This window comes from Georgenia wutianyii (assembly GCF_006349365.1).
Classification (GTDB): Bacteria; Actinomycetota; Actinomycetes; order Actinomycetales; family Actinomycetaceae; genus Oceanitalea; species Oceanitalea wutianyii.
Window position 1 is genome coordinate 3138777 of sequence record NZ_CP040899.1, and the last position, 14343, is coordinate 3153119.

Below are 14343 nucleotides of genomic sequence, written 5' to 3' on the forward strand. Positions count from 1 at the left end.
TAGGATGAACCGCGGGGCGTCGCGACGCCCCCCGCACCGACACCCGAGGAGAGCACGTGGCCGAGAAGCTCGACACGCTGCTGCGCGCCACGCTGCAGGCGGTCGCGCCAGGCACCGAGCTGCGTGACGGACTGGAGCGCATCCTGCGCGGCCGGACCGGCGCGCTCATCGTCCTCGGCTACGACGACGTCGTCGAGAGCCTGTGCTCCGGCGGCTTCGACCTCGACGTGGAGTTCTCCGCCACCCGGCTGCGCGAGCTCGCCAAGATGGACGGCGCCGTCGTCGTCGACTACCCGCGCCGACGCATCCGGCGCGCCAACGTCCAGCTCATGCCGGACACGAGCGTGGAGACGAGCGAGTCCGGCATGCGCCACCGCACGGCCGAGCGCGTGGCGAAGCAGACCGGCTTCCCGGTGATCACGGTGAGCCAGTCGATGCGCATCGTCGCCCTGTACGTGGCCGGCGTGCGCCACGTCGTCGAGGACTCCAGCGCCATCCTGTCCCGCGCCAACCAGGCCCTGGCCACCCTCGAGCGGTACAAGGCCCGCCTCGACGAGGTCTCCGGCACGCTGGCGGCGCTGGAGATCGAGGACCTCGTCACCGTCCGCGACGTCACGACCGTCGTCCAGCGCCTGGAGATGGTCTCGCGGATCTCGGCGGAGATCGACGGCTACGTCGTCGAGCTCGGGGCCGACGGACGCCTGCTGTCCCTCCAGCTCGACGAGCTCATCGGGGGCCTGGCACCGGACCGCGAGTACATCATCCGGGACTACAGCGCCCGCGCCGGAGACGGCGTCGCCGGCGTCCTCGCCCGGCTCGCGGCGCTCACCTCGACCGAGCTCATCGAGATGTCGGCGATCGCGCGCGCCCTGGGCGTCGGCGGGCCGGACGGCCAGTCCCTCGACGACCCGCTGAGCCCGCGCGGCTACCGGATGCTCTCCCGCATCCCCCGCCTGCCCGCCTCGGTCGTCACCGCCCTCGTCGAGCACCTCGGGCCGCTGCAGAAGCTGCTCGCGGCGAGCACCGACGACCTCCAGCAGGTGGACGGCGTCGGCCCGCAGCGAGCGCGGTCGGTGCGCGAGGGCCTGTCCCGGCTCGCCGAGTCCTCGATCCTCGAGCGCTACGTCTGACCCGGCTCAGCCGATCGTGAAGACGACCGGCTCGCCGCCCACGGGCTGGCCACCGAGGGTGAGGCCCACCCGGTAGGTCCCGGCTCCCGCGAACGGCTGGTCGGCCGGGCACCCCTCGGCGGAGCGTCGACCGTCCCAGGCCAGGCTCACCGGTGCCTCGGCCCCGGCGTCCAGGAGGAGCTCGTTGGTCGCGTCCCCCGCGCACTGCGCCGAGGTCCACACCTGGTCCGCGCCGGAGACGACCGTCGCGACGAGCGCGCGCGGCCCGGCGTCGAGCAGGCACGGGCCCTGGCCGGCGTTGCGCACGGTCACCTGGAAGGTCGTGCCCGAGCCGACGGCGAGCGCGGCGGGCTCCAGCGCGACGCGCGCCTCCACGGTGCCCGCGTCGCACGCGGCGACGCCGCCCGTGGTGGGCTCGGGGGTCGGCGCGGGGGTCGTGGGCGCCTCGGTGGGCTGCTCCTGCGCTTCCGGCGTCCCCTCGCCCGAGGAGGGCGGGGCCGCACCGGCGTCCCGGCCGAGCAGGGCGCTGACGCCCCACACGATGCCGCCGACGAGGAGGAGGAGCACGAGCAGGGCCACGGCCCTGCGGCGCCAGTAGACCGACGGAGGGTGGCGGCGGCGGGGACCTGTCGAGCTGCTCACGCCACGACGGTAGGCACGCCCGGCGCCCTGGCGGCGACGGCTCGCCGGGAGGAGGCAGACTTGGGCACGATGCACGACCTCCACACCACCGTCGCCGCCTGGTATGCCCGCCATGCCCGCGACCTGCCGTGGCGCCGGCCCGGCACGACGCCGTGGGGCGTGCTCGTCAGCGAGGTCATGTCCCAGCAGACCCCGGTCGCCCGGGTCGCCCCGGTGTGGGAGCAGTGGATGGAGCGCTGGCCGCGGCCCGCCGACCTCGCCGCCGCCTCCCCGGCCGACGTCCTGCGTGCCTGGCACGGTCTGGGCTACCCCCGGCGGGCCCTGCGGCTGCGCGAGTGCGCCGCCGCCGTCGCCGGCCGCTTCGCCGGGGAGGTGCCGGAGGGTGAGGAGGAGCTGCGCTCGCTGCCCGGAGTGGGGGACTACACGGCGGCGGCCGTCGCAAGCTTCGCCCACGGCCGACGGGCCCTCGTCCTGGACACGAACGTCCGGCGCGTGCTCACCCGGGTGTCGGAGGGGCGGGCGCTGCCGCCGCCCGCACTCACCGTCGCCGAGCGCGCCCACGCCGCCGGTCTGCTGCCCGCCGACCCGGCGCTGGCGGTGCGGTGGAACGAGGGGGTCATGGAGCTCGGCGCGCTCGTGTGCACCGCGCGCTCACCGCGGTGCCCGCAGTGCCCGCTGGCCGACCGCTGCCGGTGGCGCCTGGCCGGCTCCCCGCCGGACGCCGACGCCCCACGGCGCCGCACCCAGGCCTGGCACGGCACCGACCGCCAGGCACGGGGCCGGGTCATGGCGCGCCTGCGCGCGCTGCCGGACGGCGCGAGCCTGGCCGAGGAGGAGCTGCTCGCCGGGCTGACGGCCGCCGACCCGCAGCAGCCGCAGCGCGCCCTCGCCGGACTCCTCGCCGACGGCCTCGTCGGGCAGCCCGCCCCCGGCCGTTACGCCCTGCCGTCCTGACCCTGTGGCCCGTCGCACCCGCCCACCGCGCCGGGCAGGGTCCTGGCCACCGTAGGGTTTCGGGTGTGGAGAGCCCCTCGGTACCCCAGGACGTCCTCGTCGCCCGCGCGATCCGCGCCCTGCGTGACGCGGTCGTGGCGTGCGGCGCCGCCTGCCTCGGCCTGGCGGTCGTCGCCGCCGCGATCCTCGCCCTCAGCGGCTCGGACCCGACGCTCGTCGGCCCGGCGGTGTCCGTCCTCGGCGGCGGGCAGCTCCTCGCGATCGTCGGGGCGGTCGTCGGCGCACTGGGGCTGCGGGGCGTGCTCGCCGGCCGTCCCCCCGCGCAGACCCTCACGGTGACGTCGGCGCGCCTGCACCGGGTCCAGCTGGCGGCGCTCGTGTGGTGCGTCGTCGCGGTCGCGGCGTGGACCGTCGTCGAGCCGGCGACGGCGGTGCTCACCCTCGCCCTCGGTGTCGTGTCCGCCCAGCTCACCCTCGTCGTCGTCCTCGTCCGCCGGCGGCTGGCGCAGGCGCGCTGACCGCGCCCGGCCATGGCCGCAACGACCCGTCCCGTCGTCCTGTCCGCGGACGTGCCCACGCTCGTCGCGCGCGCCCGGGCGATGCTCGCGGGCGAGGGCCGCCGGGTCCTCGGGCTCGCCGGGCCACCCGGCGCGGGGAAGTCGACCCTGGCCGCCGAGCTCGTCGCGGCGCTGGCCCCCCACGCCGCGCTCGTCCCGATGGACGGCTTCCACCTGAGCAACGCGGTGCTCCACGCGCTCGGCCGGCGCGGCCGCAAGGGCGCCCCGGACACCTTCGACGCCGCCGGCTACGCCCACCTGCTCGCCCGGCTGCGCGACCCCCGGGAGGGCACCGTCTACGCACCGGACTTCGACCGCACGCTGGACGAGCCGGTCGCGGCGGGCATCCCCGTCGGGCCCGAGGTGCGGCTCGTGGTGACGGAGGGCAACTACCTCCTGCTCGACGACCCGGCCTGGCGGGCGGCCGCGGCCCACCTCGACGCCACCTGGTACGTCGACCTCGAGGACGAGGAGCGGCGCCGCCGGTTGCGGGCACGGCACGAGGCCCACGGGATGGACCCGCGGGCCGCCGCCGCGTGGACGCTGGGCACCGACGAGCCGAACGCCGCGCTCGTGCGCGCGGTGCGGGACAGGGCCGACCTCGTCCTCACCCTGCGCGAGGCCGCGTCGGGCTAGTCGAGCTCGAGGAGCATCCGGGAGTTGCCCAGGGTGTTGGGCTTGACCCGGGCGAGGTCGAGGAACTCGGCGATGCCGTCGTCGTGGGAGCGCAGCATCTGGGCGAAGACGTCGGTCCCCACCGGGGTGCCCTCGATGACCCGGAACCCCAGCTGCTGGAAGAAGTCGACCTCGAAGGTGAGGCAGAAGACCCGCCGCAGCCCCAGGATCCTCGCCCGCTCGAGGAGAGCGCTGAGCACGTGGCGGCCCACCCCGCGCCGCTGGTGCTCCTGGGAGACGGCGAGCGTGCGGACCTCGGCGATGTCGTCCCACATGACGTGCAGGGCGCCGCACCCGACGACCTCCCACGTGCCGTCCTCCCCCGGGAGCTCCGCGACGAGGAACTCCTGGATCGCCTCGAAGTAGCTGATGAGCTCCTTGGCGATGAGGATGCGCTCCTGCGCGTAGGGGGTGACGAGGTCGTAGATGCGGCGGGCGTCGGCCGGCAGGGCGGGACGGACGATGACCGAGGGGTCGGCGGGGCCGTCCGGGTAGGCGCCACTCGTCGTGCTCATCGCCGAATGATGGCAGAAGGCCCGCCGTCGCCCGTCCCACGACCGGGGTGCGGGCGCTGACCGGAGTCGTTCAAAATCTTGACCTATTCCAGAAAAGACCCTATGGTCGACACATGCCCACAGACCACGCCGAGCTGCTCCGCGCCGCCGACCTCCGGGTCACCGCGCCGCGGCTCGCCGTGCTCGCGGAGGTCGCGGCCCAGCCGCACGCCACGGCGGACGACGTCCGGCGCGGGGTGCACGAGCGCCTGGGCACGGTGTCGACGCAGGCCGTCTACGACGTCCTGCACGCGCTCACCGACGCGCGGCTCCTGCGGCGGATCGAGCCCGAGGGCTCACCCGGCCGCTACGAGCTCAACCGGGGGGACAACCACCACCACGTGGTGTGCCGGTCCTGCGGCGACATCGGCGACGTGCCGTGCGCCGTCGGGCACGCCCCGTGCCTGACCCCCAGTACCGACCACGGGTTCACGGTCGACACCGCCGAGGTCCTCTACTGGGGGACGTGCCCCACCTGCCGCTGACGGCAGCAGCACCATTCGTATCGCAGAAGGAGACACCATGACCCAGAACGCCCCCGGCCCCCAGCCCACGGGTTCGACGACCGGCTTCGGCATGCCGAACGCCTCGGACCGCAACTCGCTGTCCCTGGGCAGCAACGGCCCGCTGCTGCTCCACGACGTCCGCCTCGTCGAGACGCTCGCGCACTTCAACCGCGAGCGCGTGCCGGAGCGCAACCCGCACGCCAAGGGCGCCGGCGCGTTCGGCACCTTCACCACCACCGAGGACGTCAGCCGCTACACCAAGGCCGCCCTCTTCCAGCCGGGTGCCAAGACCGAGATGCTCGCCCGCTTCTCGACCGTCGCCGGTGAGCAGGGCTCGCCCGACACGTGGCGCGACGTCCGCGGCTTCTCGCTGAAGTTCTACACCTCCGAGGGCAACTACGACCTCGTCGGCAACAACACCCCCGTCTTCTTCCTGCGCGACCCGATGAAGTTCCCCCACTTCATCCGCTCGCAGAAGCGTCTGCCGGGCTCCGGCCTGCGCGACAACACCATGCAGTGGGACTTCTGGACGCAGAACCCGGAGTCGGCCCACCAGGTCACCTACCTCATGGGTGTGCGCGGCCTGCCCCGCACGTGGCGCCACATGAACGGCTACGGCTCGCACACCTACATGTGGGTCAACGCCCAGGGTGAGCGTTTCTGGGTGAAGTACCACTTCCACACCGACCAGGGCATGGAGTTCCTCAGCAACGAGGAGGCCGAGGCGCTGGCCGGCTCGGACGCCGACTACCACCGTCGCGACCTCTACGAGGCGATCGAGCGCGGCGAGAACCCCTCGTGGACGCTGTCGGTCCAGGTCATGCCGTACGCGGACGCGAAGACCTACCGGTTCAACCCCTTCGACCTCACCAAGGTGTGGCCGCACGCGGACTACCCGCTCATCAAGGTCGGCACGATGGAGCTCAACCGCAACCCGCAGAACTTCTTCGCGGAGATCGAGCAGGCCGCCTTCGCGCCGTCGAACACCGTCCCGGGCATCGGGGTCTCCCCCGACAAGATGCTCCTCGGCCGCGTGTTCTCCTACGCCGACGCCCAGCGCGCCCGCATCGGGACGAACTACCACCAGCTCCCGGTGAACAGGCCGATCGTCGAGACCAACGACTACCTCATCGACGGCAACATGACGTTCACCCACTCGGGCACCGCCCCCGTGTACGCGCCGAACTCCTACGGCCGTCCCTACGCCGACCAGACCGGCCCGGTCGAGGACGGCTGGGAGGCCGACGGCGACATGGTCCGCAGCGCCTACGCGCTGCACTCCGAGGACGACGACTTCGGCCAGGCCGGCACCCTCGTCCGCGAGGTGTTCGACGACGCGCAGCGTGAGCAGCTCGTCCGGACCGTCACCGGCTCGCTCCTCGGCGGGGTGCAGGAGCCGGTCCTGTCCAACGCCTTCCAGTACTGGAAGAACGTCGACCAGAGCATCGGTGAGCGCATCGAGGCCGCCTACTGGGCGGGCAAGGGCGACGAGCACGTCGGTGGCGACCCGCTCGCCCCGACGACCGACGCCCAGCTCGACTCGGCCCGGGCCTGACACCCGACGCCTGACCCACGCAGGGGCCCGGTGACCGCGACGCGGTCACCGGGCCCCTGTGCCGTTCCCTACCGCGGCGCCAGGCGGGAGCGCGCGGCCGCGTAGCGGGAGCGCCCCACCGTGCGCCACACCAGGCGCAGCGGCGCGGGCATGTGCTTGCGCTGCCACTCCACGCCGCCGTCAGGCTGGGCGGCCATGATGGCGCCGATCATCTCGAAGGCCTTGCCGCGCGGCGTCGAGCGCCGCCCGTGGGCGGACCCGGCGTCGACCTCCGGCTGGGTGAGCACCTGCTCCATCACCGGGACGATGTGCTCCTCCTCGTCCGGCAGGTGCTCCGCGAGTCCCGCGTCGATCCGCCCGAGGGCCGCCAGCACCGGTTCGGCGTCGGCGCCGCGGCCGCTCGCCCGCCAGGCGGGCAGGGCCTCGTCCAGCGCGGTGAGGTGGACGAGCATCTGGGCGTGCTGGCCCCTCATCCGCCCGACGTGGAGCGCGCAGGCGGGCGCCCGGCTGCTCAGCGTGTCCCACAGGTTCTCGTCCTCGAACTCGTGGTGGGAGTGCAGGGAGCCGGACAGCAGGGACAGGTGGTCCCCGACGGCGTCGGCGTGGGCGGCGTCGCCCTCCGCCACTCCCGCGACGAGCGCGGGCCCCTCCCGGAAGCCGGCACGGAACATCCGGTGGATCTCCGCCATGCCGCTCGCGTCGCACGTCGTGGCCATGGTCGTCCCCCTCGCTCGCACTGTCACGGGTCCGCCCGAGCCGGACTGTAGTCCTGCCCGTGCCGTGCCGGAACCCCCCGCAGGCGACGACCGTCAGGGGAGGGGGCCGAGGAGGGCGGTGGCCCAGGCGCGGTGGACCGACTCGTCGTCGCTCGGGTGGAAGATCCCGGCGAGGACGTCGCGGTAGAGACGGGAGAGCTCGCTGCGGTTGAAGTACGACGCGCCGCCCGAGACGCGCACGGCGTCCTCGACGACGTCCTTGGCGGTCTCGGTGGCCCGCGCCTTGAGCGCCGAGAGCCGGGGCAGCCACAGCGCGCCGCCGCCCGTCTGCTCGTCGACGTCGCGGGCGAGCGCGGCGATCTGCGGGTGGATGCCGTCGAGCGCGATCGCCGCTCCCGCCAGGCGCCGGCGGATGTCGGGGTCGTGGGCGTAGGGCGTGCCGTCGTGGGTGCGGCGCGCGTGGACCCGCTCGACCGCGACGTCGAGCGCGCGCCGGGCGATGCCGGTGTAGACGCTCGACAGGAGGATCTCGAAGCTCGCGAAGATGCCGAGGACGAACGGGTCCGTCGTGGGGCCCGGCGGGACGCGCCGCACGATGCGCTCGGCGGGCGCGTGGGCGCCGGTGAGCACCGTGGTGCAGGACTGGGAGGCGCGCATGCCGAGGGCGTCCCAGTCCTCACGGACCTCCACTCCCCCGGCGTCGCGGGTGAGGAAGCCCCAGACGTTGTGGGTGCCGTCGGACCCGGAGGTGTCGGCGCCGAAGGTCCCCAGCCGGGTCCAGGCCGGTGACAGCGAGGTGAAGATCTTCGTCCCGGTGAAGGAGTAGCCGCCCGCGCCGTCGGGCTCGGCGAGGCTCTGCGAGCCGAACAGGACGAGGTCGTTGCCCGGCTCGGACACCCCGAAGGCGAAGACCTCCCCCGCGGCGGCCTCCTCCAGGACGACGTCGCACGAGTGGTCCCCGCGCGCCCGGACGGAGCGCGCGACCGAGACCCACACGTGGTGCATGTTGACCGCGAGCGCCGTCGCGGGCGCCGCACCGGCGAGCCGCATCTGCTCGCGGGTCAGCTGCTCGAGGGACAGGCCGGCGCCGCCGAGCTCGGTGGGCACCATCGCCGTGAGGTAGCCGGCCGCGGCGAGCTCGGCGAGGTCCTCGGTGAAGAAGGCGTTCTCTCGGTCGTACCCCGCGGCGCGGCCGCGGATCCGCTCGAGGAGGTCGTCGGGCAGCAGCTCGCTGGTCATCACCCGAGCCTAGGCCCGCCTCCGCCCGGCTGTCGGCCCGGCTGTCGGCCCACTGTCCGGGCGGCTGAGCGCGCGCCCGGACCCGTGCCGTGCTTCCGTTGTCCCCGGGAGGGTGAGGATGACGGGGACCCAGGAGAAACCGGCCACGCAGGGCAGACGGCCGTCGCGCCGTTTCATGTTCGGCAAGGCCGTGCGCGACTTCTTCGCCGACGAGTGCCTCGACCGCTCGGCTGCCCTCACGCTCTACGCCGTCCTCGCCCTGCCCGCGGTCGCGATCATGCTCACCTCGGTGCTCGCCCTCATCGGTGAGGGGCCGCAGAGCACCGACACCATGCTCGAGATCCTCGGTCTCGTCGCGCCGGACGAGGACGCGCTCGCCGTCATCAGCCAGCCGGTCCGCGACGTCCTCGAGCAGCCGGCCGCCGGGTGGTCCCTCGTCCTGGGCGTCGTGACGTCGCTGTGGATCGCCGCCGGGTACGTCGCCTCCTTCGGGCGGGCGATGAACCGGGTCTACGGGGTGGCCGAGGGCCGCCCGGGCCTCCAGCTCATCGGCCGCCACCTGCTCACCACGCTCGTCCTCGTCCTGTTCGCCGCGCTGGTCACGCTCCTGTCGGTGGTCTCGGGACCGGTCGCCGACGCGGTCGGCGAGACCCTGGACCTGCGCGGTGCGCTCACCGTGTGGGAGCTGGCCCGCTGGCCGATCTCCCTCGCGGCGTTCCTCGCCGTCGTCTCCCTGCTCTACTACGCGACCCCGAACGTGCGCTCCCTGCGCCCGCGGCTGCTGTCCGCCGGCACGCTCGTCGCGGTGGGCGGCGCCGTCCTCGCCTCCCTGGCCTTCCAGCTCTACCTGCGTCTGGCGGGACGCGTCGAGTCGACGTACGGCGCCGCACTGGCCGGCATCGTCGTCTTCGTCCTGTGGCTGTGGCTCGTCAACGCCGCCCTGCTCCTGGGCGCCGAGCTCGACCGGGAGCTGGCCCGGGCCCGCCAGCTCGTCCGCGGCATCCCGGCCGACCGGAAGATCCAGGTGGACGTGCGTGACGAGCGGGCCTCCACCCGCGCCGAAGCGCGCCGCGACTCCGACGAGGCGCGGGCGCGGAGCCTGCGCCGGTCGTGGAACGACAGCGCGGAGTAGCCCTCCCGGAGGGTCACGTCCCGGTCCCGGTACGGTCACGGTTCGGCCACACCTGCCGGTCCGGGGGGCCGGGCTAGTTAGCGTCGAAGGATGAGACTCCTGCGGACGGTGGCCCTGCTCCTCGTGCTGCTCCTCGGGGCGGCCGCCTGCAGCGGCGCCGACGACTCCACGACGGGCACGGACTCCGGCGGCGACGCCGCCCGCGCGGGCATGGCCTCCGCCGAGGACGCGGAGGAGGCTGACGAGGCGCGCGAGGTCGTCGTCACCGGCTCGCTCACCCTCGTCGCCGACGACGCCCAGCGGGCGATGGACGAGATCGTGCGCATCGTCGGACAGGTCGGCGGCAGGATCCAGGAGCGCTCGGAGCACACCGGGCAGGACGGGGAGGACGTCTCGGGCGCCCTCACCGTCCGGGTGCCCGCCGCCGAGGTCACCGGCACGCTCGACGCCGTCGAGCGGCTCGGGGAGGTGACCGACGTGGCGATCGGCTCCGAGGACGTCACCCGCCAGGGCCGCAACCTCGACGCGCGCATCACCGCCCTGGAGACCTCGACCGAGCGACTCCTCGAGCTCATGGAGGACGCCGACTCCAGCGACCAGCTGCTCGCCGCGGAGGCCGCGCTGAGCGAGCGGCAGGCCGAGCTCGAGGCCCTCCAGGCCGAGCGCGCCTACCTCAGCGAGCAGGTCACGATGTCGACGCTGCACATCTCGGTGACCACCGACCACCCCGTCCGGCTCGAGGCCGGCGGGTTCGCCGGTGGCCTGCGCGGCGGCTGGGACGCGCTCGTGACCGTCGCCGACGGCCTGCTCGTCGCGCTCGGCGCGGCGCTGCCGTGGCTGCTCGTCCTCGGCCTCCCGGTCACCGCCGTCGTGCTCGCGCGCCGCCGCCGGCGGCGCCCGGCCGTCCCCCCGGCCGAGCCCGCCGCCACGGCGTAGGGCCGCTAGAGCCGCTTGACGAGGGGGAAGGTGATCGTCTCCCGGATCCCCTGGCCGGTGAGGGCCATGAGGAGACGGTCGATGCCCATCCCCATGCCACCGGCCGGCGGCATGCCCTGCTCCATCGCCTCGAGGAAGTCCTCGTCCAGGACCATCGCCTCCGGGTCCCCCGCCGCGGCGGCCAGTGCCTGCGCGGCGAAGCGCTCCCGCTGGACGACGGGGTCGACGAGCTCGGAGTAGGCGGTCGCGAGCTCGAACCCGCGCACGTACAGGTCCCACTTCTCCACGACGCCCGGCACCGACCGGTGCGCCCGGGTGAGCGGGGAGGTGTCCACCGGGTAGTCCCGCACGAAGGTCGGGGCGTGGAGGTGGTCGCCCACGAGGTGCTCCCACAGCTCCTCGACGACCTTGCCCGGCGTGTGGTGCGGGGCGACGGCCAGCCCGAGGCGCTCGGCGTGCCGCTCGAGCTCGGCCATCGGGGTCTGCGGGGTGACCTCCTCGCCCAGCGCCTCGCTCAGCGAGGGGTAGAGGGACAGCTCTGCCCACTCCCCGCCGAGGTCGTAGTCGCTGCCGTCGGCGAGCTGCACGGTCGTCGAGCCGAACGCGTCCGTCGCGGCCTGCTGGACGAGACGACGGGTGAGGTCGGCCATCGTGTCGTAGGAGCCGTACGCCTCGTAGGCCTCGAGCATCGAGAACTCCGGGGAGTGGCTCGAGTCGGCGCCCTCGTTGCGGAAGTTGCGGTTGATCTCGAAGACCTTCTCGATCCCACCGACGACGGCGCGCTTGAGGAAGAGCTCGGGGGCGATGCGCAGGTAGAGGTCGATGTCGTAGGCGTTCATGTGCGTGACGAACGGGCGGGCCGCGGCCCCGCCCGGCTGCACCTGGAGCATCGGGGTCTCGATCTCGACGAACGCACGCTCGTCGAGGGTGCGGCGCAGCGACTTCACGACGGCGGCGCGGGTGCGCACCATGTCGCGCGCGGCGGGCCGCATGATGAGGTCGAGGTGGCGACGGCGCACCCGCCCCTCCTCCGAGAGCGCGACCTGCTCCCCGGACTCGGTCTCGTACGTCTTGGGCAGCGGGCGCAGCGACTTGGCGGCGAGCCGGTAGGAGTCGGCGAAGACGCTGAGCTCCCCGCGACGCGAAGCGATGACGCGCCCGTGGACGAACAGGTGGTCCCCGAGGTCGACGTCGGCCTTGAAGGAGGCGAGGGCCTCCTCGCCGACCTCCGCGCGCGAGAGCATGGCCTGCAGCCGGCGCCCCTCGCCGTCCTGGAGCGTGACGAAGCACAGCTTGCCGGTGTTGCGCAGGTACATGACCCGGCCGGCGACGCCGACGACGTCGTCGGTCTCCTCCCCCGGCTGCAGGTCCGCGTGCTTCTCCCGGACGGCGGCGATGGTCGTCGTCACGGGCAGGGTGACCGGGTAGGGGTCGGTGCCGGCGGCCAGCATCCGGGCCCGCTTCTCGGCGCGGACACGCACCTGCTCGGGCACGTCCTGGTCGAGGTCCTCGATGCTGTGCGGGGTCGTCTCACTCACACCCAGATCGTACCCAGCGACGCAGCGGTGGCCGGACGGGCCGATATCCTCGGGGTGATGTCGCGGGCGAGCGCGACGCGCGCGAGGGGATGGGAATGAGCGGAGCGGAACCGGGCGACGCACCTGCCGGGCACGAGGAGGAGGACGTCCACCAGCCGGGCCTCTTCGACATCCCGCCGGGCGCACGCCGCGCACCGGTGCGGATCGTGCTGCTCACCGGCCCCTCCGGCTCCGGCAAGACGTCCCTCACCGGCCGCCTCGGCGTGCCCGTCGTCTCCCTCGACGACTTCTACCGGGACGGTGACCACCCCGACCTCCCCCGCCGCTACGGCATCGTCGACTGGGACGACCCGCGCAGCTGGGACCACGAGGGCGCGCTCGCCGCGCTGCTCGAGATCGCCCGGACGGGCCGCGCGGAGCTGCCGCTCTACGACATCCCGACCAACCGCCGCACGGCCACCCGCGTCTTCGACGCCGGGGGCAGCCCGATCGTCCTCGCCGAGGGGATCTTCGCGGCCGAGCTCATCGCCGACTGCCGCGAGGAGGACATCCTCGCCGACGCGCTGTGCCTGTGGCGCCCGCGGGCCCAGACGTTCTGGTTCCGTCTCACCCGTGACCTCGGCGAGGCCCGCAAGCCGCCGCTCACGCTGCTGCGCCGCGGCCTCAACCTCGCGCGCATCGAGCCGGCCATGATCACCGAGCTCATCGCGCGCGGGGCCCGCAAGATGCGGGTGAGCGACGCCGAGAGCTACATCCGCGAGCTCGCCGCCCGCCCGCCCGTCGCCTGACGCCGCGCTGGTCCTCAGGCGGCCAGCGCGGTGATGACGACGATCGCGGGCACCGCCCCGATCGTCGAGAGGAAGATCGCGTCGCGGGCGAGGACGACGCCGCGGTCGTACCTGCTCGCGAGGACGAAGACGTTCTGCGCGGTGGGCAGCGCCGCGAGCACGGTGACGGCGTACAGAGCGCTGTCATCGAGCCCCACCGCGAGCCCGACGAGGTGGGCGAGCAGCGGCTGGACGACGATCTTGAGCCCGACGACGAGCGCGAGCTCCGCGACGGGCGCGCCGGCACCGGGCCGCGGTCCCAGGCGCAGCGAGACGCCGTAGGCGAGGAGCATCGCCGGCACGGCCATGGCGCCGAGGAGGTCGACCGGTGCGCGCACGAGCGTGGGCAGCGTGACGCCGGTGAGCGCGAGCACCAGCCCGAGGAGCGCGCCGATCATGAGCGGGTTGCGCACCGTCCGCAGGAGGATGTGGCCGGCCCCCGCGGCGCGCCCGGAGGTCGTGCGGTCGAGGACGGCCAGGGCGAGCGGCTGCAGGACGAGCAGCTGGAGCAGGAGGATCGGGGCGACGAGCGCGGCGTCGTCGAGCACGTAGGCCGCGATGGGCAGGCCGAGGTTGCCGGCGTTGACGTACATCGAGCACAGCGCCCCGACGACGGTCTCGGGGGCCGGGCGGCGCGCGAGGAGCCGCGACAGGAGCAGGTAGAGCGCGAGCGAGCCGGCGATGGCCCCGGCGGAGGCGACGAGGCTGGCGGAGAGGACGACGCGCACGTCGGCGTCCGCGACGACGGTGAGGAGGAGCGCGGGGCTGGCGACCCAGAACGCCAGCCGGACGAGCATCGTCTGGCTGGCGTAGGTGAGGAAGCCGACGTGCGCGAGGAGCGCGCCGAGGGCGATGAGGACGGCGAGGGCGGTGAAGCCCTCGAGCACCCCCAGCACGTCAGCGCGGCCCGGGGGCAGCCTCGGCGCGGTAGTCGGCGAAGGGGACGCCGGACGGCTCGACGGGGTAGGAGGTCTCCTCGGCGCAGTCGGGCACCTGGCCGGGCTCGTCGCCGATGTCGAGGACCCGGTTGTGCTCGTCGACGAAGACGACGGAGGGGGTGTAGGTGCGCGCGTCCGCGTCGCTGAGCATGCCGTAGGCGATGAGGATGACCAGGTCGCCGGGGTGGACGAGGTGGGCGGCGGCGCCGTTGATCTGGACGTCGCCCTTCCCGCGCTCGCCGGGGATGACGTAGGTGGTCAGCCGTGCGCCGTTGGTGATGTCGACGACGTCGACCTGCTGCCCGGGCAGGAGGTCGGCGGCGTCGAGGAGGTCGGCGTCGACGGTGATGGAGCCGACGTAGTGGAGGTCGGCCGCCGTCACGGTGGCGCGGTGGATCTTGCCGATGAGCATCGGCCGCTGCAGCGAGCTGGGCGCTGGCATCA

At 74.1% G+C, this 14343-nt stretch carries 16 protein-coding genes; 9 read left to right on the forward strand and 7 right to left on the reverse strand.

The annotated features are described in order from the left end of the window. Nucleotides 1–56 precede the first annotated feature (56 nt). Nucleotides 57–1130 carry a DNA integrity scanning diadenylate cyclase DisA gene (gene disA, locus FE251_RS13825; protein WP_139949063.1) on the forward strand — a complete coding sequence of 358 codons (1074 nt, stop codon included), beginning with the start codon at nucleotides 57–59 and terminating at the stop codon, nucleotides 1128–1130. A 6-nt stretch (nucleotides 1131–1136) separates the two neighbouring features. On the opposite strand, the gene FE251_RS13830 is transcribed toward disA, so the two are convergent. Next, nucleotides 1137–1772: a hypothetical protein gene (locus tag FE251_RS13830; protein ID WP_139073398.1), complete on the reverse strand. Its 636-nt coding sequence runs from the start codon at nucleotides 1770–1772 to the stop codon at nucleotides 1137–1139. A 69-nt stretch (nucleotides 1773–1841) separates the two neighbouring features. Between FE251_RS13830 and FE251_RS13835 the strand changes: the two genes are divergently transcribed. From FE251_RS13835 to FE251_RS13845, 3 genes are all read left to right on the forward strand, one after another. Then, entirely contained in the window at nucleotides 1842–2726 is an 885-nt protein-coding gene (locus FE251_RS13835; RefSeq protein WP_139073397.1) for an HhH-GPD family protein, read from the forward strand. A 65-nt stretch (nucleotides 2727–2791) separates the two neighbouring features. Then, nucleotides 2792–3244, forward strand: a complete 453-nt coding sequence (locus FE251_RS13840; RefSeq protein ID WP_139949064.1) for a hypothetical protein — start codon at nucleotides 2792–2794, stop codon at nucleotides 3242–3244. 12 nt (nucleotides 3245–3256) lie between these two features. Further along, entirely contained in the window at nucleotides 3257–3919 is a 663-nt protein-coding gene (locus tag FE251_RS13845) for a nucleoside/nucleotide kinase family protein (RefSeq protein ID WP_139949065.1), read from the forward strand. On the opposite strand, the gene FE251_RS13850 is transcribed toward FE251_RS13845, so the two are convergent. After that, nucleotides 3916–4473 (reverse strand): amino-acid N-acetyltransferase, encoded by a 558-nt coding sequence (locus FE251_RS13850; protein ID WP_139073394.1) that lies wholly within the window; start codon nucleotides 4471–4473, stop codon nucleotides 3916–3918. The genes FE251_RS13845 and FE251_RS13850 overlap by 4 nt on opposite strands. Nucleotides 4474–4586: 113 nt before the next feature. Here FE251_RS13850 and FE251_RS13855 point away from each other — a divergent pair, with 113 nt between their 5' ends. After that, nucleotides 4587–4997 carry a Fur family transcriptional regulator gene (locus FE251_RS13855; protein ID WP_139073393.1) on the forward strand — a complete coding sequence of 137 codons (411 nt, stop codon included), beginning with the start codon at nucleotides 4587–4589 and terminating at the stop codon, nucleotides 4995–4997. 37 nt (nucleotides 4998–5034) lie between these two features. Next, nucleotides 5035–6573 (forward strand): catalase, encoded by a 1539-nt coding sequence (locus FE251_RS13860; protein WP_139949066.1) that lies wholly within the window; start codon nucleotides 5035–5037, stop codon nucleotides 6571–6573. Nucleotides 6574–6641: 68 nt separating this feature from the next. On the opposite strand, the gene FE251_RS13865 is transcribed toward FE251_RS13860, so the two are convergent. Beyond that, nucleotides 6642–7289, reverse strand: a complete 648-nt coding sequence (locus FE251_RS13865; RefSeq protein WP_139949067.1) for a hemerythrin domain-containing protein — start codon at nucleotides 7287–7289, stop codon at nucleotides 6642–6644. Nucleotides 7290–7382: 93 nt separating this feature from the next. Continuing rightward, nucleotides 7383–8528 carry an acyl-CoA dehydrogenase family protein gene (locus FE251_RS13870; RefSeq protein WP_139949068.1) on the reverse strand — a complete coding sequence of 382 codons (1146 nt, stop codon included), beginning with the start codon at nucleotides 8526–8528 and terminating at the stop codon, nucleotides 7383–7385. A 175-nt stretch (nucleotides 8529–8703) separates the two neighbouring features. On the opposite strand from FE251_RS13870, the gene FE251_RS13875 reads away from it, so the two are divergent. Then, nucleotides 8704–9660 (forward strand): YihY/virulence factor BrkB family protein, encoded by a 957-nt coding sequence (locus tag FE251_RS13875; RefSeq protein WP_168202747.1) that lies wholly within the window; start codon nucleotides 8704–8706, stop codon nucleotides 9658–9660. Between the two features lie 90 nt (nucleotides 9661–9750). Continuing rightward, nucleotides 9751–10596 (forward strand): DUF4349 domain-containing protein, encoded by an 846-nt coding sequence (locus FE251_RS13880; RefSeq protein ID WP_139949069.1) that lies wholly within the window; start codon nucleotides 9751–9753, stop codon nucleotides 10594–10596. A gap of 5 nt (nucleotides 10597–10601) precedes the next feature. Here the strand turns inward: FE251_RS13880 and lysS are convergent, their stop codons facing one another. Then, the gene (gene lysS / locus FE251_RS13885; protein WP_456237491.1) at nucleotides 10602–12140 is read right to left on the reverse strand and encodes a lysine--tRNA ligase; all 1539 of its coding nucleotides are present in this window, start codon (nucleotides 12138–12140) and stop codon (nucleotides 10602–10604) included. A gap of 89 nt (nucleotides 12141–12229) precedes the next feature. On the opposite strand from lysS, the gene FE251_RS13890 reads away from it, so the two are divergent. Then, entirely contained in the window at nucleotides 12230–12922 is a 693-nt protein-coding gene (locus FE251_RS13890) for a uridine kinase family protein (protein WP_230976439.1), read from the forward strand. 14 nt (nucleotides 12923–12936) lie between these two features. On the opposite strand, the gene FE251_RS13895 is transcribed toward FE251_RS13890, so the two are convergent. Both FE251_RS13895 and panD read right to left on the reverse strand, forming a co-directional pair. Further along, the gene (locus FE251_RS13895) at nucleotides 12937–13848 is read right to left on the reverse strand and encodes an AEC family transporter (protein ID WP_230976440.1); all 912 of its coding nucleotides are present in this window, start codon (nucleotides 13846–13848) and stop codon (nucleotides 12937–12939) included. A 10-nt stretch (nucleotides 13849–13858) separates the two neighbouring features. After that, nucleotides 13859–14341: an aspartate 1-decarboxylase gene (gene panD, locus FE251_RS13900; protein WP_139073387.1), complete on the reverse strand. Its 483-nt coding sequence runs from the start codon at nucleotides 14339–14341 to the stop codon at nucleotides 13859–13861. Nucleotides 14342–14343 lie beyond the last annotated feature (2 nt).

What these genes read in the sequence shown, in the direction of transcription:
- panD (WP_139073387.1), bottom strand. Translation starts at nt 14,341, where the DNA reads ATGCCAGCGCCCAGCTCGCTGCAGCGGCCGATGCTCATCGGCAAGATC.
- FE251_RS13835 (WP_139073397.1), top strand. Translation starts at nt 1,842, where the DNA reads ATGCACGACCTCCACACCACCGTCGCCGCCTGGTATGCCCGCCATGCC.
- FE251_RS13845 (WP_139949065.1), top strand. Translation starts at nt 3,257, where the DNA reads ATGGCCGCAACGACCCGTCCCGTCGTCCTGTCCGCGGACGTGCCCACG.
- FE251_RS13855 (WP_139073393.1), top strand. Translation starts at nt 4,587, where the DNA reads ATGCCCACAGACCACGCCGAGCTGCTCCGCGCCGCCGACCTCCGGGTC.
- FE251_RS13865 (WP_139949067.1), bottom strand. Translation starts at nt 7,289, where the DNA reads ATGGCCACGACGTGCGACGCGAGCGGCATGGCGGAGATCCACCGGATG.
- FE251_RS13880 (WP_139949069.1), top strand. Translation starts at nt 9,751, where the DNA reads ATGAGACTCCTGCGGACGGTGGCCCTGCTCCTCGTGCTGCTCCTCGGG.
- FE251_RS13870 (WP_139949068.1), bottom strand. Translation starts at nt 8,528, where the DNA reads ATGACCAGCGAGCTGCTGCCCGACGACCTCCTCGAGCGGATCCGCGGC.
- FE251_RS13890 (WP_230976439.1), top strand. Translation starts at nt 12,230, where the DNA reads ATGAGCGGAGCGGAACCGGGCGACGCACCTGCCGGGCACGAGGAGGAG.
- FE251_RS13850 (WP_139073394.1), bottom strand. Translation starts at nt 4,473, where the DNA reads ATGAGCACGACGAGTGGCGCCTACCCGGACGGCCCCGCCGACCCCTCG.
- FE251_RS13860 (WP_139949066.1), top strand. Translation starts at nt 5,035, where the DNA reads ATGACCCAGAACGCCCCCGGCCCCCAGCCCACGGGTTCGACGACCGGC.
- FE251_RS13875 (WP_168202747.1), top strand. Translation starts at nt 8,704, where the DNA reads ATGTTCGGCAAGGCCGTGCGCGACTTCTTCGCCGACGAGTGCCTCGAC.